The 19,630-nt window shown below is 62.7% G+C and carries 19 protein-coding genes; 10 read left to right on the top strand and 9 right to left on the bottom strand.

Translation table 11 applies throughout. The features are described from left to right. Positions 1-88 precede the first annotated feature (88 nt). Positions 89-2,551: a mechanosensitive ion channel family protein gene (locus tag ACVOLS_RS03540; RefSeq protein WP_481544513.1), complete on the top strand. Its 2,463-nt coding sequence runs from the start codon at positions 89-91 to the stop codon at positions 2,549-2,551. A 59-nt stretch (positions 2,552-2,610) separates the two neighbouring features. Here the strand turns inward: ACVOLS_RS03540 and ACVOLS_RS03535 are convergent, their stop codons facing one another. From ACVOLS_RS03535 to arsH, 3 genes are all read right to left on the bottom strand, one after another. Beyond that, positions 2,611-3,750 carry an MFS transporter gene (locus ACVOLS_RS03535; RefSeq protein WP_481544512.1) on the bottom strand — a complete coding sequence of 380 codons (1,140 nt, stop codon included), beginning with the start codon at positions 3,748-3,750 and terminating at the stop codon, positions 2,611-2,613. Between the two features lie 57 nt (positions 3,751-3,807). Continuing rightward, positions 3,808-4,596, bottom strand: coding sequence for a DeoR/GlpR family DNA-binding transcription regulator (locus ACVOLS_RS03530; RefSeq protein ID WP_481544511.1), 789 nt, complete (start codon positions 4,594-4,596; stop codon positions 3,808-3,810). A gap of 314 nt (positions 4,597-4,910) precedes the next feature. Beyond that, entirely contained in the window at positions 4,911-5,657 is a 747-nt protein-coding gene (gene arsH, locus ACVOLS_RS03525) for an arsenical resistance protein ArsH (protein WP_481544510.1), read from the bottom strand. 17 nt (positions 5,658-5,674) lie between these two features. On the opposite strand from arsH, the gene ACVOLS_RS03520 reads away from it, so the two are divergent. The 3 genes from ACVOLS_RS03520 to arsB are packed head-to-tail and all read left to right on the top strand — an operon-like array spanning position 5,675 to position 7,600. Next, complete coding sequence (locus ACVOLS_RS03520) at positions 5,675-6,004, top strand: ArsR/SmtB family transcription factor (RefSeq protein ID WP_481544509.1); 330 nt, start codon at positions 5,675-5,677, stop codon at positions 6,002-6,004. Between the two features lie 37 nt (positions 6,005-6,041). Further along, positions 6,042-6,554 (top strand): arsenate reductase ArsC, encoded by a 513-nt coding sequence (locus ACVOLS_RS03515; RefSeq protein WP_481544508.1) that lies wholly within the window; start codon positions 6,042-6,044, stop codon positions 6,552-6,554. 17 nt (positions 6,555-6,571) lie between these two features. Continuing rightward, on the top strand, positions 6,572-7,600 hold the full coding sequence (arsB, locus tag ACVOLS_RS03510; protein ID WP_481544507.1) for an ACR3 family arsenite efflux transporter: 1,029 nt from the start codon (positions 6,572-6,574) through the stop codon (positions 7,598-7,600). Positions 7,601-7,670: 70 nt separating this feature from the next. Here arsB and ACVOLS_RS03505 read toward each other — a convergent pair whose 3' ends face one another. Continuing rightward, complete coding sequence (locus ACVOLS_RS03505; RefSeq protein ID WP_481544506.1) at positions 7,671-8,882, bottom strand: MFS transporter; 1,212 nt, start codon at positions 8,880-8,882, stop codon at positions 7,671-7,673. A 72-nt stretch (positions 8,883-8,954) separates the two neighbouring features. Here ACVOLS_RS03505 and ACVOLS_RS03500 point away from each other — a divergent pair, with 72 nt between their 5' ends. Then, positions 8,955-9,755 carry an AraC family transcriptional regulator gene (locus ACVOLS_RS03500; RefSeq protein WP_481544505.1) on the top strand — a complete coding sequence of 267 codons (801 nt, stop codon included), beginning with the start codon at positions 8,955-8,957 and terminating at the stop codon, positions 9,753-9,755. A gap of 55 nt (positions 9,756-9,810) precedes the next feature. On the opposite strand, the gene ACVOLS_RS03495 is transcribed toward ACVOLS_RS03500, so the two are convergent. Further along, on the bottom strand, positions 9,811-10,503 hold the full coding sequence (locus ACVOLS_RS03495) for an alpha/beta hydrolase (RefSeq protein ID WP_481544504.1): 693 nt from the start codon (positions 10,501-10,503) through the stop codon (positions 9,811-9,813). Positions 10,504-10,959: 456 nt separating this feature from the next. Here ACVOLS_RS03495 and ACVOLS_RS03490 point away from each other — a divergent pair, with 456 nt between their 5' ends. Then, on the top strand, positions 10,960-11,322 hold the full coding sequence (locus ACVOLS_RS03490; RefSeq protein ID WP_481544503.1) for a roadblock/LC7 domain-containing protein: 363 nt from the start codon (positions 10,960-10,962) through the stop codon (positions 11,320-11,322). Positions 11,323-11,566: 244 nt separating this feature from the next. On the opposite strand, the gene ACVOLS_RS03485 is transcribed toward ACVOLS_RS03490, so the two are convergent. The 3 genes from ACVOLS_RS03485 to ACVOLS_RS03475 form a co-directional block, all read right to left on the bottom strand. Next, on the bottom strand, positions 11,567-13,090 hold the full coding sequence (locus tag ACVOLS_RS03485; protein WP_481544502.1) for a serine hydrolase domain-containing protein: 1,524 nt from the start codon (positions 13,088-13,090) through the stop codon (positions 11,567-11,569). 74 nt (positions 13,091-13,164) lie between these two features. Then, positions 13,165-13,977 (bottom strand): helix-turn-helix transcriptional regulator, encoded by an 813-nt coding sequence (locus ACVOLS_RS03480; protein ID WP_481544501.1) that lies wholly within the window; start codon positions 13,975-13,977, stop codon positions 13,165-13,167. Positions 13,978-14,110: 133 nt separating this feature from the next. Next, on the bottom strand, positions 14,111-15,016 hold the full coding sequence (locus tag ACVOLS_RS03475; RefSeq protein WP_481544529.1) for an alpha/beta hydrolase: 906 nt from the start codon (positions 15,014-15,016) through the stop codon (positions 14,111-14,113). Between the two features lie 264 nt (positions 15,017-15,280). Between ACVOLS_RS03475 and ACVOLS_RS03470 the strand changes: the two genes are divergently transcribed. Further along, positions 15,281-15,682, top strand: a complete 402-nt coding sequence (locus ACVOLS_RS03470; RefSeq protein ID WP_481544500.1) for a helix-turn-helix domain-containing protein — start codon at positions 15,281-15,283, stop codon at positions 15,680-15,682. Positions 15,683-15,986: 304 nt separating this feature from the next. On the opposite strand, the gene gpmA is transcribed toward ACVOLS_RS03470, so the two are convergent. Further along, complete coding sequence (gpmA, locus tag ACVOLS_RS03465) at positions 15,987-16,736, bottom strand: 2,3-diphosphoglycerate-dependent phosphoglycerate mutase (RefSeq protein WP_481544499.1); 750 nt, start codon at positions 16,734-16,736, stop codon at positions 15,987-15,989. 370 nt (positions 16,737-17,106) lie between these two features. Here gpmA and ACVOLS_RS03460 point away from each other — a divergent pair, with 370 nt between their 5' ends. The 3 genes from ACVOLS_RS03460 to ACVOLS_RS03450 all read left to right on the top strand — a co-directional run bounded on the left by ACVOLS_RS03460 (position 17,107) and on the right by ACVOLS_RS03450 (position 19,593). Next, on the top strand, positions 17,107-17,967 hold the full coding sequence (locus ACVOLS_RS03460; protein WP_481544498.1) for a pirin family protein: 861 nt from the start codon (positions 17,107-17,109) through the stop codon (positions 17,965-17,967). Positions 17,968-18,167: 200 nt separating this feature from the next. Continuing rightward, the gene (gene aqpZ / locus ACVOLS_RS03455) at positions 18,168-18,887 is read left to right on the top strand and encodes an aquaporin Z (protein ID WP_481544497.1); all 720 of its coding nucleotides are present in this window, start codon (positions 18,168-18,170) and stop codon (positions 18,885-18,887) included. A gap of 229 nt (positions 18,888-19,116) precedes the next feature. After that, on the top strand, positions 19,117-19,593 hold the full coding sequence (locus ACVOLS_RS03450) for a hypothetical protein (protein ID WP_481544496.1): 477 nt from the start codon (positions 19,117-19,119) through the stop codon (positions 19,591-19,593). The last annotated feature ends 37 nt before the right edge of the window (positions 19,594-19,630 follow it).

Genomic DNA, 19,630 nt, shown 5'->3' with positions numbered 1-19,630 from the left:
CCGGTGGGCGCCTGGCACTCCGCACAAACCAACCCTGTGCGACACTGCCGCGACGCGGACAAGAGCGTCCACCCCTCGGGAATCGCCCATGCTTTGGCTACGCGCAGCAGTGTTCTGTTTTGCCGCGATCTGCTGCCATGTCGCCCACGCACAGGCAGGTTCGGCGCCCGCTCCAGCCACAACGCCCACCGCTGAGCAGCCGAATCCAAACATCCCGGAACCCATCGACAGCGCACTGATCGTGATCCGTGCCGATACCGACGAGCGTCTTGCCATCTCCGCGATCGAGCGCGCCGGCCAGCCCGATCCCACCGCCGCGCTGGGCCCAGGGCTGGAAGCGATCACCCGTTCAGTGGACCAACGCAGGCAAGCCCTGTCGCCCACGCAACTGCGCAGGGTCCCGATCATTCGCCTGGAGAGCCTTGACCGACACTGGCAGTTCGACGGCAAGCGCTTTGCGCGCTGGCGTGATGCCCTGCAGACCGCTACCGAGCCGTATGCCGCGGACGCCGCAGAGCTGGCACGTCGCCGTGCCAGTTGGCAGCTCACCCGGGAACATCCAAGCGATATCCCACCGGTGCTATTGAGCCGTATCGATGCCCTGATCACGCTGCTCACCCGAGCCGAACAGGCGCTTGCAGTACCGCTTTCCCGGCAACTGGAACTGAGCGCCCGTGCCAATGCCCTGGAGACCCGGCTGCAATCCGGCCACGCCGCCGTCACCGATGCCATTACCTACCTTGACCACCAATTGCTGCAGATAGATTCGCCACCGCTATGGCAGGCTGATGCGAGCTCTCCTGATCAGCCCGCAGCCAGCGACGCTCTCACTTCCGGCCTGCAGATCGAACTCGAATTCAGCCGCGCCTATGTGGGTGAGCATCGGCGCACGCAGTTCCTGTTCCACGGGATCCAGATACTACTGATCCCGCTATTGCTATGGGGCTGGCACTACCGTCGGCGGGCGCCCGCCAACAGCAATATCGAAGCTGCCACACAACGCGTACTGGCCCGACCGGTATCCACCTGGCTGCTGTTGTCTACCATGGTAATGCTCGCCATCGAACCCGACGCACCCTTGCTGACCTTGCAGATCGGCATGCTCTTCGCGCTGGTTCCCGTGCAGCGACTGCTGCCGCCGGGCAGCCGGCGATTGCTGGGTTACTGGCCCTTGGTCGCATCATTGCTGTACCTGCTTGGGGGCCTCGGTATCTTCTTCCTGTCCAGCAATGTCGCATTCCGCTACTACACACTGGCGCTGACCATCGTTGCCATGCTGCTGACCGGACTGGTGCAATGGCAGGCCTACCGCAGCGGCCACGCCGGTACTACCGGGCGCACGGGGCAGGCCTTGCGCATGGCGGCATGGGCCGCACAGGGTTTGTTCGCCGTGTCTCTTGCAGCCAACGTTGTCGGCAACCTCACGCTGGCGGAGATGCTGACCAGCGCGATCATCGACAGCGCCTACTTTGGCCTGCTGCTCTACGTCGGCATCGCCGTGCTGTTGAGCCTGCTGCACCTGCTGCTGAGCCGGCCCAGCTTGGCACGCTACCGGCTTACCCGTGATCATGCGCCGCCGTTGTTGGCGCTGCTTGGCCGCCTGGGCATATTCGCCGCGGTCGTCGGCTGGGTGGTCTATGCGATGGACAGCTTCCGCATCCTGCGGCCGATCTATGCCTTGCTGAGCAGGCTGCTCTCGCATGAGTTCTCCATTGGTGAATTCAGCCTGTCGCTCGGCCACGTACTGGCCTTCATCGCGGCAATCACCATTGCCTTCTGGGCCGCGCGGATAACCCGCTTGCTGCTACAGGATGTGCTCCAGCACGGCGCCAACATGTCGCGCTGCATCGGCAACAGCATCGCCTCGCTTGCCTCGTATGCGGTACTGATGCTCGGCGTGATCATCGCGCTGTCCGCCGCAGGCTTCAAAGGCAGCCAGCTGGCGCTGCTGTTCGGCGCACTCGGCGTCGGCATTGGTTTTGGGCTACAGAACGTGGTCAACAACTTCGTTTCCGGCCTGATCCTCATGTTCGAGCGGCCGATCCAACCCGGCGACGTGGTGGAGGTCGGCACCATCAACGGCCGCGTGCGTGACATCGGCATGCGCTCCACCCGCATCAAAACCTTCGATGGCGCCGACGTGGTGGTCCCCAACGGCACCCTGCTGTCCGAGCCGCTGGTCAACTGGACCCTGCTCGACCGCAACCGGCGCATTGAAGTGAATGTCGGCGTTGCCTATGGCAGTGACCCACAGCAGGTTCTGGCACTGCTTTCCAATTGCGCCAGGCAAACCACCGGCATCGCCAGCGAACCGGCCATCGCCGCGCTGTTCGTTGGTTTCGGCGCCAGCTCGCTCGACTTCAGTGTTCGCGCCTGGACCCGCGACTACGACAACTGGCTCAATATACGCAGTGAGCTCATCACCCGCATCCACACAGCATTGCAGGACGCCGGGATCGAAATCCCCTATCCGCAGCAGGATGTGCATGTGCGTAGCTTGCCGACGACAGCGACGGGGCCATCAACCGAACCACCCCCAGCGACTGCTTGAAGATGGCGATGACCAGAAGTGTCAACGCTGGCCCTGGCTGTCCGACAAAGCGGCCTTGCTCAGCGAACCCGCAACATCGAACCAATCACCGCGACAACCGCAAGCGCTGCCGCGGCCATCAGGAATGCGGTCGGCAACGACCACTGCTGGGCAATGAAGCCAATCGCCGCCGGCCCCAGCAGCACGCCGGCATAACCCATGGTGGTGACGGCGGGAATGGCGACAGTCTCCGGCATGCGGGTCTGGCGCCCGGCAAGGCTGAACATCACCGGCACGATATTGGCGCAGCCAATGCCGACCAACGAGTAACCCAGCAGCGCTACACCGAAGCTTGGCACGAGAGTCGCCAACACGAAGCCTGCACATGCGAGCAGACCACCCAGCAGCACCGCCAAGCTCGGCCCGAGCTGGTTCACCAGCCGGTCGCCGAACAGGCGCGTGGCAGTCATGGCGATGTTGAAGGCGACAAAGCCCCAGCCGGCATGGGCCAGCTCAACGCCGCGCACGTCATGCAGGAACACCGCGCTCCAATCCAGCATCGAGCCTTCTGCGAGAAAGCTGATGAAGCACACCGCACCAATCACGATCACCACGCCACGCGGCAGGGCGAAACTGCTTTCGCCCTGCTCTGCGCGTTCACTGCGCCACCAGCGCGATGACAATGCAGTGATCGCGACAACACCTGCGGCCACCACCAATGTGGACAACAAGGCGCCGCCACCAATCGACAGCAGCAACGTCACCAAGGCCGCGCCAGACAGCGCACCAATGCTGTAGAAGGCATGGAAGCCCGACATCATCGCGCGGCCGGATTCGCGTTCGACCACCACCGCCTGCATGTTCATCACGCAGTCCATGGCACCAATGCCAGCACCGAACACAAGCAACACGGCACCGATGGTCAGCGGCGTGGATGCAAGCGCCAGCAGGGGCAGCATCAATACCATCATCAATACGGTTACCAGCATCACCGTCCGGCAACCATGACGCGCGGCCAGCATGCCGGCCAGCGGCATGGACAGCAGCGAGCCCAAGCCCAGGCATAGCAGCAGCACGCCCAGCAATGCGTCATCAAGACCAGCGCGGGCCTTGGCGAACGGCACCAGCGGCGCCCAGCACGCAATCGCAAAGCCGGGAACGAAGAAGGCTGCGCGCGTGGCAATCTGCTGGCTGCGCTGTAGAAGGAGTGGATTGCTCACGTGTTGTTCCTGGATGTTCATCTACTGCTGCTGTGCGTGTCCGATCAAGGCGCCGGGTCAGGCTTTCGCCACGGGAATTTTCTGCAGACGCTGTGCAACCGGCGCGAACCGCTCCAGCATTTCCGGCGCAACGCGCTCACTGAGCAGCAACTGATCCACCTGTTCGATACCCGCAATGCGGAAGCTGCCGCGTGCGCCTATTTTTTCGCTGCTGGCAACGATCAGCGTCATGTCGCAGGCGCGCAGCATTGCCTGCTTGAACGCGCACTCTTCGGCATTGATGCCCCAAATACCCGTTTCCGGGTCGACCGCGCAGACGCCGGGAATGCAGACATCGGCCTGCAATTGGCTGAGCTGCTGCAAGGCGATGGAACCGATGGCACCACCACTGCGCGGATCAATGCGGCCACCGATCATCACCACTTCGGCTGCCTGCGCACCAGCCAGTGCGTCGGCGACCGCTGGCGAGTTGGTGACCACCGTCAACGCCGTGCCACGCAGCGCGCGAGCGATCTCGACATTGGTGGAACCAGCGTCCATCAGCACCACCTGCCCAGGCAGCAACAAGGAGGCCGCGTGGGTCGCCAAGGCGCTGCGCTCAGGGTCCTGCCGCTCTACCCGCTCCGGCAATGCGTCGAATTGTGGCGTAGGCAGCAGCGCGCCGCCGTAGACCCGCCGGCAGAGTCCTTTGGATGCCATCTCGCGCAGATCGCGACGGATGGAATCCTCGGAGACGGCGAACGCAGCCGCCAGATCATTGGCAACCACGCGACCGTGCTTGCGGAGCTGTTCGAGGATGCGCTGCTGGCGCTCCTGCGGGAGTGCATCGGGGTCCGAGGCGGTCATGTGATGGTTTTCTGTGTTGATGGGAATCTGGCTCGGCATCGAGGTCATCGATAGTCGCCACTCCAGGAGAACCGACGCTTGATTGCCAAATCATGCATCAACACAGAAAATCGTGCAACTTCATGTAGACCAGTGCATAAACAAGCAACCATCTACCGCGCGCCTGCGCCCGCTGTGGCATTGACGCCTCAATCCGGGATGAGGTCACGGCCGGGTGGCAATCAGTTGATCCTGGGGCGCTACAGCAAAAGATTTACCCTTCCCCAACCCTCCCCTTCGCGTTGCGAAAGGGACGGGGCAGAAGCCACGGCAAGTTACGGCGTGCTTGCTTCAACCACACCCGCCGCACGCACCAACTGCTCGGCTTCAGCCGCGCCCTTGCGCTCGCTGTAACGGCTGACCAGATAGTCGCTGCGTCCGCGCACCATCAACGTGAACTTCACCAGCTCTTCCATCACATCGACCACGCGGTCGTAGTACGGCGAAGGCCGCATGCGCCCTTGCTCATCAAACTCTTGCCAGGCCTTGGCTACCGAGGACTGGTTTGGAATGGTGACCATGCGCATCCAGCGGCCCAGCACCCGCAAGCTATTGACCACGTTGAACGACTGCGAACCCCCGCAGACCTGCATCACTGCCAGGGTTCTTCCCTGCGTTGGGCGCACACTGCCATCCTCCAACGGCAACCAGTCAATCTGGTTCTTGAACACCCCTGTCAGCGTGCCGTGCCGCTCCGGCGATACCCATACCTGCCCTTCCGACCACAGCGACAACGCGCGCAGCTCCTGCACTTTCGGGTGTTCCTTGCCGCAACTGTCAAGCAGGGGCAGATCGTTGGGATCGAACAGCCGGGTTTCTGCACCCAATTGCTGCAGCACGCGCTCGGCCTCCAACGCCAGCTTGCGGCTGAACGATTGCGGCCGAAGTGAGCCATACAACAACAGAATGCGCGGCCTATGGCTGCCCGATTCGGCCCCCAGAAATTCAGCACGGGGCTCGGGCAGCAATTCCAAGTCGATATTGGGTAGGGGGTTGGGTGTTGCTTGATTGGCGATATTCATTCGACTATTCTAGAAACATGGAAATGAATCAGGCAATAGTCGCCCTCACCGCACTCGGCCACGCCACCCGCCTGGCCGCCTTCCGCCTGCTGGTCGAAGCCGGCCCGCCGGGGCGCATGGCCGGCGAAATCGCCCAAGCCCTCGCCGTGCCCAATGCGACGCTCTCCTTCCACCTCAAGGAACTGGTGTACGCCGGGCTGGTACAGAGCGAGAGCGTCGGCCGCAATGTCTGTTATCGGGCCAACTACCCGACCATGAATGCATTGATGGCTTACCTCAGCCACAACTGCTGTGCCGGCGCATCAGACGTCAGCTGTGAAGTCACACCGGGCCAGCACTGCTGCTGAGCAACCGCCGAAATCACCTCGAAACCGAGACGCACCGATGACCTGCAACGTTCTCTTCCTGTGCACCGGCAACAGTGCACGCAGCGTGCTTGCCGAAGCCACGCTGCGCGCATGGGGCGGCGGTCGCTTCGCGGCCTTCAGCGCCGGCAGCCAGCCCACCGGCGCAGTCAATCCCTTTGCACTTGCCCAATTACAGTCCGAAGGCATCGCCAACGCCGGCCTGCGCAGCAAGTCCTGGGATGAATTCACCAACGACGATGCAGCGCGCATGGACCTGGTCATTACGGTCTGCGATTCGGCTGCAGCCGAAACCTGCCCGGTGGTGTTTGGTGATTTTGTCCGCGCGCACTGGGGCCTGCCAGATCCAGCAGCGGTAGAAGGCAGCGATGAGGCCAAACGTGCGGCGTTCGCGCAGGCGCAGCGCGTCGTCAAGGCGCGCGTGCTGGCACTGCTCGCGCTGCCCGCTGCGGTGTGGGATGACCGTCAACAACTTCAATCCGCGCTCAACGGCATAGGCCTTGTGCAACCCGATGAGGGGCCTGCTCCGTGATTGAGCAGGCGCCGCGCATGGGCCTTTTCGAACGCTACCTGACCTTATGGGTGGCGTTGTGCATCGTCGTGGGAACCGCACTTGGGCACCAGTTTTCGGATGCGTTCTCTCACCTCGGCGGCTTGGAGATAGCCAAGGTCAATCTGCCTGTGGCCATACTAATCTGGCTGATGATCATCCCGATGTTGCTGAAGGTGGACTTCGGCGCGATGCGTCAGGTTGGCCAGCATTGGCGTGGTATCGGCGTGACCTTGTTCATCAACTGGGCGGTGAAGCCATTCTCGATGGCGGCGCTTGGTGGCCTGTTCCTGCGCCACGTATTTGCCGAATGGCTGCCTGCCGACCAGATTGATTCGTATACGGCCGGCCTGATCCTGCTGGCAGCGGCGCCGTGCACGGCAATGGTGTTTGTATGGAGCAACCTATGCCGAGGCGATGCCAACTTCACCCTGAGCCAGGTCGCCTTGAACGACGCGATCATGGTGCTGGCGTTTGCTCCATTGGTGGCCTTGTTGCTAGGCATCTCGGCGATCAGCGTGCCCTGGGCCACGCTGTTGCTCTCGGTGACGCTGTACATCCTGCTGCCGGTGGTGCTTGCGGTGCTGCTGCGGCGCTGGCTGCTGCGTAGTGGCGGGCAAGCACGTCTGAATCATGTATTGGAACGGCTTGGGCCGCTGTCGTTGACGGCATTGCTGGCAACGCTGGTGCTGCTGTTTGGTTTCCAGGGCCGGCAGATCATTGAACAGCCGCTGGTCATCGCCATCCTCGCCGTCCCGATCCTGCTGCAGGTCTATTTCAACTCCGGCTTGGCGTACCTGCTCAATCGCAGACTAGGTGTGACCCATTGCGTTGCCGGTCCGTCCGCGTTGATCGGCGCAAGCAACTTCTTCGAGCTGGCCGTGGCCACTGCGGTCAGCCTGTTCGGTGTGCACTCCGGCGCGGCGTTGGCGACGGTGGTTGGCGTACTTATCGAAGTGCCGGTGATGTTGTCGGTGGTGTACCTCGTCAACCGCAGCCGCCACTGGTACGAAGCCAAGCCCAGATAGACATCCGAGCGTGCATCACTTCAAACGCAACGCCCGGCCAGCGCCGGGCGTTGTGCATTTGCCTGGCGCCTTAACGTACGCGCGGGTTTGGCAGGAATGCTGCGACGATGCCCAGCAATGGCAGGAACGAGATCACCTTGTAGACCCAGATGATGCTGGTGTGGTCGGCGAGCACGCCCAGCACTGCTGCACCGAGCCCGCCCATGCCGAAGGCGAAGCCGAAGAACAGGCCGGAAACCGTGCCGATACGGTTCGGCATCAGCTCCTGTGCATAAACCAGGATCGCCGAGAACGCGGAGGACAACACGAAGCCGATGACCATCGTCAGGATCATGGTCCATTGCAGGTCGGCATACGGCAGCATCAGCGCGAACGGTGCCACGCCCAGGATCGACGCCCAGATCACCGGCTTGCGACCAATGCGGTCACCGAGCGGGCCACCGAGCAAGGTGCCGGCCGCCGATGCGGCAAGGAAACCGAACAGATGCAGCTGCGCGCTCTGCACCGAGACATGGAACTTCTGGATCAGATAGAACGTGTAATAGCTGCTCAAGCCGGCGATATAGAAGTACTTGCTGAAGATCAGTACCAGCAGGATGCCGATCACCCAGGCCACGGTCTTCGGCGGCAACAGGTTGGCCGGCTTCGCCGCCGCCTTCGGCTGTGCAGCCACAGCCACCAGGTGCTGCTGGTACCAGCGGCTCACGTAGGTCAGCAGGCCGATGCCCAACAGCGCGGCACAGGCAAACCAGGCCACACTGCGCTGGCCATTCGGCACGATCACCGCCGCCGCCAGCAATGGACCCACCGCCGTACCGGCGTTGCCGCCCAACTGGAACACCGATTGCGACAGGCCATGACGGCCACCGGAAGCCAGCCGCGCGATGCGCGAGGATTCCGGGTGGAATATGGCCGAACCGATACCGACCAGCATTGCTGCCACCAATACCGTCACGAAGTTGGGCGCGAAGGCCAACAGCAACAGGCCACACAAGGTGGACACCATACCCATCGGCAGCGAATACGGCGCCGGACGTTTGTCGGTGCGCAAACCAATCAGCGGCTGGAACAACGAGGCAGTGAGCTGATAGGTCAGCGTGATCAAACCGACCTGGGCGAAGCTCAGATGGAACTGCCCCTTGAAGATCGGATACAACGCCAGGATCAGCGACTGCATCATGTCGTTGACCAGATGCGAACTGCTGATCGCAGCAAGCACACCTACCGCTACTGGACGACGTTGTGAGGTAGGCGCTGCAACCGTTGAAGCGGGAGAAGACATGGCATGACCGCGAAGTGGGGGCGGACGCGCATGGTAGAGTCGCGATCCACGTCCATCCCGCGCGATATGGTCATGCATCCTTTCGAAAAGGACATTCCACCTGTCCGAAAAGGCCGCCGCCAACCACTCCCGGTCGGCCCGGAGACCGTGGTGTACTGCAAGGCCCGGGACTACCCCGCCACTACCTTGATTCCACTGCACCACCATCCGGATCGGCACCAACTGGTCTATGCGGAAACCGGGGTACTGGTGGTCAATGCCGGTATGGGCCGCTGGGTGGTGCCCAGCACGCGCGCGATCTGGATGCCCGCCGGCATCGGCCATCAGGTGCACTGCATCGGGCTGGTCCAGATGCGCAGCCTGTACATCACCCCAGAGGCGATGCCTGACGCACCACAGACGCCGTCGGCAGTGTCCATCACCCCGCTGCTGGCGTCGCTGATCCACGCCGCGGTCAAGATACCGGCGCGCTATGCCGAGAACTCGCGTGATGGCCGCCTGATGCGGCTGATCCTGGATGAAGTGCAGACCCTGCCGGTATTGCCGCTGCACCTGCCCGAGCCGCGCGACCCGCGCCTGCGGCAGATCGGCCGGCAACTACAGCAACATCCGGAAGATGCCTCGACCCTGCAGGATTGGGCGACCCGGCTGCAGGTCGATGTCAAAACCATCCAGCGCCTGTGTGCCCGCGAACTCGGCATGACCTTCGGTCAATGGCGCCAGCAGGCGCGCCTGCTGCGTGCCTTGGAACGGCTGGCCGTCGGCGAGAAGGTCATCGATGTGGCCTTGGCGCTGGGCTATGAGAGCCCCAGCGCATTCGCCACCATGTTCAAGCGCCGCTTTGGTTTGACGCCTAGCCAGTTCTTCCGCTGAGGCATGAACCCGCGGCGGCGTGCAGCAGGTCAGCGTTCGTCGCGACGCCGCGGCCTCAACCAGCCGTCGCCGTTGCCGCCTCATCGATCAAGGCAGCTACGTCCGCCGGATGCGAAGCCAGCGAGGCGTGCCCGGCCTCCAGCGTGATCACCTTGCGCGCGTTGAGGCGGGCGGACATGGCCTGCTGGTTCTCCGGCGCGATCATCCGGTCCAGGCTGGAAATCTGGTACCAGCTAGGTTTATGCCGCCACGCAGGATCGCTGATGTTGTCACCAAAGGTGCCAGCCAGCGGCGCCTTCTGGGTAACGCCCATGACGAAGCCTTCTTCCTCGGGCAGGTCCTGGCAGAAGCTTTCGTGGAACTTGTCGGGCTTGAGCCACAGGTAGCCATCGCTGTCCGGCGCCAGGTTGGGCGCCGCGGCGGGCAGATGCTGCTGAGTGATGCCACCCGCGCTTTCGCCTGCATCAGGGGCAAACGCGGCGATGAATACCAGTGCTTTCACATTGGGCAGGTTGCCGGCCTGGCTGATCACCGCGCCGCCATACGAATGCCCCACGAGCACCACGGGGCCGCCAACTTGCGCCACCATCTTGCGGGTGCGCTCGGCATCATCGGCCAAGGACATCAGCGGGTTCTCCACCGCCCGTATGTCCTGGTAACCCAGCCGCCGCAGCTCGAGTATCACCCGCGCCCAATGCGCCGCCCCGCCCCAGAAACCATGTACCAGAACCACTGCCGGCTTGCCCATGATGTGCGCTCCCACTGGTTGGAATAGTCGATGACGGAAAGGCGGCGGCAGCCGCTGCCTCAAGCTCACACTCGCTTGCCAAGCGCCATTCTGCGACCGGCCCGTAAATTGGCCGTGAGGGTTTCATTGCGGCAAGCTGCGGTTGTTTGCTGGCACCCCGCGCCCCGCCCAGAGCGAAGATGCCAGTCACCGCAGACGCCAGCTCAGGAACTGCTGGCGGTGCTGTCGCCAATCCGCTGCACGGCTATCCGAAGGGTGTAACCGGGGTGCCATGGCGCTACCCGCTGCATTCGCTTGCACTCCCTCTCGCCTGGTGACAAACACATCGTTGCAGCACGGAGAACTCTGGCGGCGCGCATGCGCACACCTGTATTCGTTATTCTGGCGGACTGCTCACCCGGGCCAGACCTGCGCGAGCGCTGTATTTGTAGAACTACTTACTTCATTGGATGAAAAATGGCTGCAAACGTAAAACTTGATGCTTTGAGCGAAATTGCCGGTTTCATCGGCGCTGCATTGGTGGACAGCGATAGCGGCATGACGCTGGGCACTCTCGGTGGCGGTGCCATCAACATGGAAGTTGCCGCCGCAGGCAACGCCGACGTCGTGCGCGCCAAGCGCCGCGTGGCGAATTCGCTGGGCCTGAACGATGTGGTGGAAGACATCCTGCTCACCCTGTCCAAGCAGTACCACCTGATTCGTCCGCTGGACGGCAGCAAGGATCTGTTCCTGTATGTCGTGCTCGACCGCACCCATGCCAACCTGGCGATGGCGCGGCATGAACTGAAGTCGTTCGAGAAGACTCTGGATTTCAAGTAAGCCGGCACTGTTCTTGTCTGCATGCAAAAGCCCGGCCTGATGCCGGGCTTTTGCGTTGTGCAGGGACACATCTTTGGCAGTGGCGGCGAGGCTTTTGTAGGAGCGGCGTTAGCCGCGAAGCAGATAGATCATCAGGTGACACAAACATCTGCAACTGCAGCAATGTCAGCTTCGCGGCTAACGCCGCTCCTACAAACAATTGCGCGCCCGGGGCACTCGAACCTCTGAATCAACCCGTGCCGTTCTAACGGGAACGCACACGCTCATAGCGCTGCCCATCAAACTCGAACCCCAGCAGCTCCCCCTTCTCATCACGTTGGAACTGCACAGGTTCAGGCACATCCAAAGGCCCATCCTGCGCAGCAAACAGATCCGGCGCAGCGGGCGTCAGCCTGCGATTTAGTACGCCCACTTGAAGCTGTATTCCCTCGCCATCGACGATCACCTGCGCAGTGACCGGCAACGCTACTCCACGAAAATCACCGGCATAGGGCGCGTTCGAATCTGGCTGCCATTGCCAACCCTGCCAACGCGCATCCTCATGCTGCTTGGCTTGCCGCGCACGCATGCCCGCCAACTGCTCGGCTGCGCGCTGTGGATAGGCCTTCTGCCGGATCTGCGCCCATGACGCAGCCTCAGGATGGTCCACCAGGTACTGGAAAAACTGCACCACGGTGCGCGAGGTCAGCCAGCCAGTGGCGCTGTCCGAGTTGGAGAATACGCCGATGCCAACGCCCAGATCCGGCGAGAACGCCATCATGCTGCGTGCACCGGTATAGCTGCCGCCATGGATGTAGAGCGTGCGACCTTCGAAGTCACATACATTCCAACCGAAGGCGTAACCGTTGCACGGCAACTCATAGGCATTGCGGGCCTTGGGATCGACCTGCGCACCAATGCGATGCGCGGCCTGCAGCGCGCGTGCATTCAATTGCGCGTGCAGCGGTGCGCCCAGCTGAAAGCGCAACCAACGACCCATATCGCGCGGCGACGTCATCATGCCGCCGGCCGAATGCATCAACGCATCGGGCTTGGGCGGCACCAGTCGCCACCCCTGATCGGCGCCAAGCCACTGGTGATTGAAGGCCAGCTGCGCTGGCTCGAAGCTTGAAGTATTCGTTGCGGTTTCGTGCAGCTGCAACGACGTGAACAGGGTTTGCTGCAACCAGTCCTGCCACGAGCGGCCGGTGCGTTGCTGCAGGATCGCCGCGTAGATGTTGTAGCCCAGATTGTCGTAGTCGAAGCCGTCGGCGCGCTTGCTGGCGAAGTGCTGCAACAGTTGCGGATACAGGGCCGGATCGGGACTGCCGATATAGGCCTCCAGCGTGGTGATCGCATCGGCACTCAACGGCACGCGGTGATTGAGTAGATCCGCCAAGGTCCAGGCAGCAGGATCAACGCCTTCGGGCAGGCGCAGCTGCGGCCAATGATCGGCCAAGCTACTGTCGAGACGCAGTACGCCCTGCTGATCCAGCACCTGCGCCAGCAGCCCCATGTACGACTTGGTCTGCGACGCGATGTACATCGGCGTACGCATGGTCAGCGGTGCCTTGCTGCTGGCGTTGCGCTGGCCCCGTGTATAGCCCAGCAATTGCTGGTCACGGTCGACGACCACCACCGCATAGCCTGGACCCAGCTCCGGAATGCCATCCAGAAATGCCGCCAACTTCCCGGCAGCCTGCTGTGCAGATGTGGCATCTGCAGTTGCCATGCAGCCTAGCCAGACCGACATCATCAATAGCAGGGGCAGGATATTGCGCAGATACATGGTGCGGCTCCGTGGCTGACAACCGCCACGATGCGCTGCTGCCTCGTGCCAGGTCTTGAACGGATTGAACCCGTTCATGCCCGCAACAGCACTCGCAGCCGCGCCGGAGTCAGTCCGCTATGCGCGCGTGCAATCCGGCTGAAGTGGGATTGATCGGCAAAGCCTGTCTGCTGCGCCACATCGACCAAAGCCTGGCCCTTGGCCAACAGCGGCAATGCACGCTGCAGCTGCGCACGCACCCGGAACACAGACGGCGCGCACCCCATCCAGCGCGCGAATGCCCGCGCCAGGTACACCGGATGCACGCCAAGTTCACCTGCGAGTTCGGTCAGCGGCACGTTCTCATCCTGCAGACGCTGGCAACACAACGCCAACCAACGCGGCGCCGTGCCGCTCGGGCGCTCGTCGCTGGCTGCCATCCCGGCCAGCAATTCCCAAAGCCGACTATCAATATCGCCATCGGCCAGTTCCCCTGCAAACAACGCCGAAAGAAGTCCCCGTCCCTGCAACAGCAACGGCTGCGGCGCATGCCCACGCCATTGCCAGGCATGGCCGATGCCCAGGTTCTCGTACAGATCGAACGTGGCCGGCAGATCGATACCCAGCATCAGCGCCCCGGCCGGGCCGTAATCATTGGCATGTGCCACTCCCGCCTGCTTCACTCCCAGCGCTGGCACGGCCAGCCGCTCCTCGCCCTGTCCGGTCTGCTCCACCAAGGTGCCGAGCAGCAACAACGAGAGCTGGTGACAGTCGTGCGCATGTCGGTGCATGCGCTCACCCGGTGCATACCAACTGACCCGTGCAGCCAGACGTTCGCCGCTGAACACCCGGCGTCGAGTTGGGCCCTGCGTGGCATCGATCCGATGCGTGGTTGGCGGCGAGAACATGGCGTGGCGCGGATGGCAGGGATTGAACGAAGTCTAGCCAAGCCGCACGTCGGCACACCTGCCGTTGGTCGTGGTACCGCAAGCCGGGCCCGGACGCTGTGCGTGCCGGGCCCAACCCAGTCGATTGACTGACTCAGCCCTTCGGCGCGGCCAGCAGGTACTTCAAGCCATGCATGAAGCCGCGCGGTGCAACGCTGAGATGGTCCTCGTCATTGAGCACGTCCAGCTTCAACTCCAGTGCCTGGCCCCCCCGGGCACCCAGCAGACCGATCATGCGCTGCGCATCGATCACCATGTCGGCATCGCCCCCGTGCTGCACCGATTCGTACTCGCCCACGTACATATAGGCGCGCACGGGCAGCTCAGCCGGCTTGCCTGCCGCAGCCAGGCGACGCTCCATCTCGTGCTTGTCGAACCAGTACGACGGGCTGCCGAGGATGTAACCGCTGAACAGCTGCGGGCGTTCCAGCAATACCTGCGTACCCAGCAAGGCACCGTAGGAATGGCCAAGGAACATGCGCCGGCCCTCGTCACTGCGGTAGCGCTTGGCCACGAATGGCAGTACCTGCGTTTCCAGATAGCTGATGTAGTCGCCTGCACCACCGTGCACGGCATCGGCCGGCGAGCTGCTCGGGCCATTGGTGGTGGGCGTGTAGTCGCGCCGGCGGCTCTGCATGCCGCCCTCGCCCTTGGCATAGGACAGACCGACCAGAATGAAGTCCTCGATCTTGCGGCCTTCGACATTCAATCGGCGCGCCATCTGCCAGACCAGCGGGAAGGCATAGTCGGCGTCGGTGACGTACAGCACCGGGTAGCGCTTGTCCGGGTTTTCCGCGTAGCCCGCTGGCAAGGCCACGAATACCTGGTAGTTGCGGCCACTGACTGGATCAGGCACGTCCCAGACTTCGCTGCCAAGCACTTCATAGGGGCTGCCTTCGCCACGTTGCACGGTTGCCACTGCAGGCTGTGCAGCTGCCGTTTGCGCTGAGGCTTTGGGCGCCGCCTCTGGAGCACCACTGCAGGCGCTCAACGCCATCATTGCCACTACCGATATCATCCATTTGCTCAAGCAGACACTCCAGCGATCGTGATCAGTTCCCGATGATGGCATGGCACAGCCCCCAAATCAGAAGACTGGCTATCCCAACTGCATGCGTACTGCGGGGTAGCTCAGCCGCCACCTTGGAAGCACGCAAGTCTTTGATTCCTTTAGGGCGACACACCGGTGTCGACTTACTGTCGTGTTGTCGAACGCAGTTGCCCGGCAACCTGGCAGCTCAGCTAACATCGGCAGGAGTGCAGCATGGAAGATGAAACGGTGAAGATCGACGGAAGGCGGATCAGGCAACTGCGCGAAGCCCGCGGCTGGTCGCAGGAACATCTGGCCAGCATCTGCGGTTTGAGCCCGCGCACGGTGCAACGGCTGGAAACCGAAGGCAATGCTTCGCTTGAATCGCGGATGGCGGTTGCGGCGGCGCTGGAGGTTACGGCGGAGGATCTTCTCGAGACTGGCCAATCCATCGCCAGCCCGGCCCCCAGCACCGCAGCCCTCAGTCCCGCTGACCGGATGAAGATCGGCCTGTGGATTGCCAGCCTGGTCCTGGTGGCCGTCATGTTCCAGCTGGTCGTCGGGCTCAGCCTGGGCAAACAGGCTGCCGAACGCGACAACCGGGTATGCCAAGCTGACCCGGCGTGCCATCGATGACCCGCCCTGCTTCACCAGGTACCGAGCATCACGCTGATTGATGTTTCCTTGCTTGGGCAAGCGCTGTGCAGCCGAGGAATGTTGACTGCACGCAGACTGATCTTCTGTAGGAGCGGCGTAAGCCGCGAAGCAGAGACATCATCAGATGGCAGCTGCCCCAAGGCCTTCAGCAATGTCAGCTTCGCGGCTTACGCCGCTCCTACAAAAACAAAAAAATCCGATGCCAGCGCGCTGGCATCGGATTTCGGGAAATTCACTGCTGAAGCGAGCTACACCAGTGCTGGCGCGGCTTCCGGCTTATCTCCTATTTGGCCTTGCCCTGGTTGGCTACAGCTTCGGCGGCCTTCTTGGCTGCTTCCGGGTCGCCCAGGTAACGGAACGACTTGACGGTGAGGTCGTCGTTCAATTCGAACAGCAGCGGGATGCCAGTCGGGATGTTGAGCTCAAGGATGGCTTCCTTGCTCACGTTGTTGAGGTACTTGTACAGCGCACGCAGCGAGTTGCCGTGGGCGGTGACCAGCACGGTCTTGCCTTCCTTCAGCTGCGGGGCGATGGCGTCGTGCCAATACGGCAACACACGATCCAGCGTGGTCGCCAGCGACTCGGTGGCCGGCAGCGCATTGCGGTCCAGGCCAGCGTAACGGCGGTCGTGGATCGGGTGGCCCGGATCGGCCAGTTCCATCGGCGGCGGCGGGATGTCGTAGGAACGACGCCACACCTTGACCTGCTCCTCGCCGTGCTTGGCGGCGGTCTCGGCCTTGTCCAGGCCCTGCAGGCCACCGTAGTGACGCTCGTTCAAACGCCAGGACTTGTTGACCGGCAGCCAATCCTGGCCCAGTTCGGCCAGTGCACCCTGCAGGGTATGAATGGCGCGCTTGAGCACCGAGGTGTGGGCCACGTCGAACTGCAGGCCCTCTTCCTTCATCAGCCGGCCGGCGGTTGCAGCCTCCTGGCGGCCCTGCTCGGTGAGGTCCACGTCCACCCAGCCGGTGAAGCGGTTGTCGAGGTTCCACTGGCTCTGGCCATGGCGCAACAGCACGAGTTTGCGGGTCACTGCGGAGGTCTCCGGATGGGGAAGTAAGGCCGCGATTGTAGCCCTTCATGCCGGCATCCGTTCTTTGTCTGGGGCTTGAGTATGGAAGCCATGTAGTTGCAGGGGAGACTGGTTGTGTTTGTTTGGTGGATGAGCAGGAGCAAGAGCTTCCCCCTCCCCAGCCCTCCCCTTGCCTTTGGCAAAGGGAGGGAGCGAAGCGGCAGCCCTGCGCGCAACCCCGGCTTTGGCCCCCTCCCGGGGTAACGCTTCTCGCTTCCAGCTTTCCCACCGTCCCCACCAAAACAACAATCCATTCCCCGCACGACAACCCTTTCTTCGCCCGCGCCATGCCATCCTGCCCCCACATTCAAACACCCCGGAGCAGCCAGCCATGACCACCATCATCAGCCCGCGCGTCCACGACCTTGGCGGCTTCCAGGTCCGCCGCGCCGTTCCCACCCTGCAGGCGCGGACCGTGGGTTCGTTCGTGTTCGTGGATCACATGGGCCCGGCCATCTTCAGCCCCGGCCAGGGCATCGACGTACGCCCGCATCCGCATATAGGCCTGGCCACGGTCACCTTCCTGTGGGCTGGCCAGATCGGTCACCGCGACACCCTGGGCTCGGAGCAGGTCATCCGCCCCGGTGACGTCAACTGGATGACCGCTGGCCGTGGCATCGCCCACTCCGAACGCAGCCCCAGCGAGGCGCGCGAACACAGCCAAGCCCTGCATGGCATGCAGACCTGGGTGGCGCTGCCCAAGACCCATGAGGAAACCGACCCCGGCTTCTTCCACTTCTCTGCGGACCAATTGCCACAGCAGCACCGCGACGGTGCCTGGCTGCGGGTGATCGCCGGCCGCGCATATGGCGAGGAGTCGCCGGTCAAGGTGTTTGCCGATACATTGAACGTCGCCATCGACCTTGAGCCTGGCGCCGAGATCGACCTCGACAACTCCCACGTCGAGCGCGCGCTCTACATCCTTGAGGGCGACGCCCAGTTGGATGGAGTGGACGTACCTACCCAGCACCTGATCATTCCCGAGCCCGGCGCACACAGCCGTCTGCGCGCCAAGACCCCCGTCAAGGCCATGCTGATGGGCGGCGAACCGCTGGATGGCCCGCGCCACCTGTGGTGGAACTTCGTCTCCAGTTCCAAGGAGCGCATCGAACAAGCCAAGGACGATTGGCAGAATGGTCGCTTCGGCACGATTCCCGGCGATGACAAGGAATTCATCCCCCTACCCCGCTGAGCCCACTTTCCTCGTCACAGCACGGGCGGAACTCCCATGGCCGCCCCCGCCTTGCTGTAGCTGGCAACCCGCAAATCGCGCATAGACCAAAAGCACTACAGTTGCGCGGGCGAAATAGTTAGCGAATTTGTTACTCACTTCACCCTCTTCTCCGTTATTTTCCCCACACCCGTACCGGGGAAAACATAGGGAACGACACAATGAGCATGGGAAAGCGTTTGGCTGCCGAGTTTCTCGGCACCTTCTGGTTGGTCTTGGGCGGCTGTGGCAGCGCGGTCTTGGCAGCAAAGTTCGGCGGTGACGCCAATCCGCTGGGTATTGGCTTTGTCGGTGTTGCCCTGGCCTTCGGCCTGACCGTACTGACCGGCGCCTATGCGTTCGGCCATATCTCCGGCGCGCACTTCAACCCGGCAGTGAGCATCGGCCTGTGGGCCGGCGGACGCTTCCCGGCCAAGGACCTGCTGCCCTATATCGTCGCCCAGGTACTGGGCGGCATCGTCGCTGCTTTCTTCCTGCTGCAGATCGCCAAGGGCAATGCCAGCTTCCTGATCGATGGCAGCCAGGCCGGTGCCTTCGCCAGCAATGGCTACGGCGCGCTGTCGCCGGGTGGCTACACCGTCGCTGCTGCCTTCCTGTGCGAAGTGGTGCTGACCGCGGTGTTCCTGATCGTGATCATGGGCGCTACCCATGGCCGTGCCCCGGCCGGCTTTGCGCCGATTGCCATTGGCCTGGCGTTGACCCTGATCCACCTGATCAGCATCCCGGTCACCAACACTTCGGTAAACCCGGCCCGTTCCACCGCAGTAGCCCTGTTTGCCGGCTCCGGTGCGATCAGCCAGCTGTGGCTGTTCTGGGTGGCACCGATCCTGGGTGCGGCCATCGGCGGCCTGGCTTACAAGTGGATTGGCAGCGACAAGTAAGTCGCAGCACTGGTTTCAATTGTTACCAGTTGATCAGAACGGCCCCCTTGCGGGGCCGTTTTCGTTGGCTGCAATGACACTTTGCAAGTGACGGGGTTTTTGTAATACCGTCGCAACTTGGCTGGCGCGCATGGGGATGCACGTACACAGGGAGGGATACCGCCCACCAGCCAGTACCGCCTTCAGAACCATCCACACGATTTTCGTCGCGCCGTCAGGCCGATGTTCCATGGGGGAATGCGAAGTGAAGACTGTTCTTATTTTTTCTGCCGCACTGGCGCTCGCAGCCAGCACCAACGCTTCCGCCCAGCAGGCCGTGCAATGCCCATCGCTGCCAGCCGGTAGCGGCCTGCATTGGGAGCAACAGACCCAAAGCGATTTCATCGTCTGCAAAGCCACCACCGAAGACGGCCGCGCGGTCCTCAACGTGATGTTGAGCGGGCGTGATCCGGGCCTGTCCTTGAACCGCCCCTTGCGCGCGGAAAAGGGCGCGTTCGGTGGCACCGAGATGCATTGGTACAAACTGGACATGGGCGGCCGTGACCTGCCGGGCCTGGAGTCGCGCCGCATCAGCGTGGTCAAGCTGGACAAGAATCGCTATGCGCAGATCTGGATCGATGCCGCCGACAGCACCGAGCTGGGCACCCTGCAAAGCCTGACCCAGACCTTGAATCTCAATCCGTCTGCATTGGCCGGTAGCAACTGAGAATCGATTGATTCCGGTCTGTTGTTGCACGGCAATT

The organism is Stenotrophomonas sp. STEN038, from assembly GCF_056759895.1.
This window is presented reverse-complemented; position numbering and strand designations above follow the sequence as displayed.

Coding starts and splice junctions, on each gene's coding strand:
- ACVOLS_RS03540 (WP_481544513.1), top strand. CDS start 89: ATGCTTTGGCTACGCGCAGCAGTGTTCTGTTTTGCCGCGATCTGCTGC.
- ACVOLS_RS03530 (WP_481544511.1), bottom strand. CDS start 4,596: ATGACCGCCTCGGACCCCGATGCACTCCCGCAGGAGCGCCAGCAGCGC.
- arsH (WP_481544510.1), bottom strand. CDS start 5,657: ATGAATATCGCCAATCAAGCAACACCCAACCCCCTACCCAATATCGAC.
- ACVOLS_RS03520 (WP_481544509.1), top strand. CDS start 5,675: ATGGAAATGAATCAGGCAATAGTCGCCCTCACCGCACTCGGCCACGCC.
- ACVOLS_RS03515 (WP_481544508.1), top strand. CDS start 6,042: ATGACCTGCAACGTTCTCTTCCTGTGCACCGGCAACAGTGCACGCAGC.
- arsB (WP_481544507.1), top strand. CDS start 6,572: ATGGGCCTTTTCGAACGCTACCTGACCTTATGGGTGGCGTTGTGCATC.
- ACVOLS_RS03505 (WP_481544506.1), bottom strand. CDS start 8,882: ATGTCTTCTCCCGCTTCAACGGTTGCAGCGCCTACCTCACAACGTCGT.
- ACVOLS_RS03500 (WP_481544505.1), top strand. CDS start 8,955: ATGCATCCTTTCGAAAAGGACATTCCACCTGTCCGAAAAGGCCGCCGC.
- ACVOLS_RS03495 (WP_481544504.1), bottom strand. CDS start 10,503: ATGGGCAAGCCGGCAGTGGTTCTGGTACATGGTTTCTGGGGCGGGGCG.
- ACVOLS_RS03490 (WP_481544503.1), top strand. CDS start 10,960: ATGGCTGCAAACGTAAAACTTGATGCTTTGAGCGAAATTGCCGGTTTC.
- ACVOLS_RS03485 (WP_481544502.1), bottom strand. CDS start 13,090: ATGTATCTGCGCAATATCCTGCCCCTGCTATTGATGATGTCGGTCTGG.
- ACVOLS_RS03480 (WP_481544501.1), bottom strand. CDS start 13,977: ATGTTCTCGCCGCCAACCACGCATCGGATCGATGCCACGCAGGGCCCA.
- ACVOLS_RS03475 (WP_481544529.1), bottom strand. CDS start 15,016: ATGATGGCGTTGAGCGCCTGCAGTGGTGCTCCAGAGGCGGCGCCCAAA.
- ACVOLS_RS03470 (WP_481544500.1), top strand. CDS start 15,281: ATGGAAGATGAAACGGTGAAGATCGACGGAAGGCGGATCAGGCAACTG.
- ACVOLS_RS03460 (WP_481544498.1), top strand. CDS start 17,107: ATGACCACCATCATCAGCCCGCGCGTCCACGACCTTGGCGGCTTCCAG.
- aqpZ (WP_481544497.1), top strand. CDS start 18,168: ATGAGCATGGGAAAGCGTTTGGCTGCCGAGTTTCTCGGCACCTTCTGG.
- ACVOLS_RS03450 (WP_481544496.1), top strand. CDS start 19,117: ATGGGGGAATGCGAAGTGAAGACTGTTCTTATTTTTTCTGCCGCACTG.